This is a genomic window from Aerococcus agrisoli, from assembly GCF_003797145.1.
Classification (GTDB): domain Bacteria; phylum Bacillota; class Bacilli; order Lactobacillales; family Aerococcaceae; genus Aerococcus; species Aerococcus agrisoli.
Genome location: NZ_RKMG01000098.1, coordinates 1 through 474, shown reverse-complemented (window position 1 = coordinate 474; position 474 = coordinate 1). Strand labels below are relative to the sequence as shown.

Genomic DNA, 474 nt, shown 5'->3' with positions numbered 1-474 from the left:
CTTCGACGCGGGTGCGCAGCCCGCAAACCCCCACATTTGGGGGGCACGACTCGCTCCAATTGCCCCACAGCCCCCGGACGCCCCCCCCGCCCTCCAACGTGGTGCCGTCGGAGCAGAAGAAAGCGGCGTCGTTGGCGGCCGTGTCGTCCCACAGCCCCCGGGACGGCTCCACGCGGAGGCGGAAGGAAATGATGCGGGAAGAGCGCGGGCAGCCCTGGGCTGGGAGCCACTGCCCCCAGNGGGACGGCTCCACGCGGAGGCGGAAGGAAATGATGCGGGAAGAGCGCGGGCAGCCCTGGGCTGGGAGCCACTGCCCCCAGTGCCCCTCGCTGGACGTGATCACCCCCCTCTCATTGCACAGCAGTCGGATCCCATTCAGCGCGGTGTCATCACGGAACGTCCCCTGGGGGGGCTCCACCTTCAATTGGAACCCGGTGACAAAGGATCCTTTGGGGCAGAACTCCACCTCCCCCC

Annotated in this window: 1 protein-coding gene; it reads right to left on the bottom strand. The window is 68.9% G+C overall.

Annotated features, from left to right (window positions below):
- Positions 1–466, bottom strand: a 466-nt coding sequence (locus tag EF384_RS09975; protein WP_369406836.1) for a hypothetical protein, incomplete at its 3' end; no start/stop codon positions are given.
- Between the last annotated feature and the right edge of the window lie 8 nt (positions 467–474).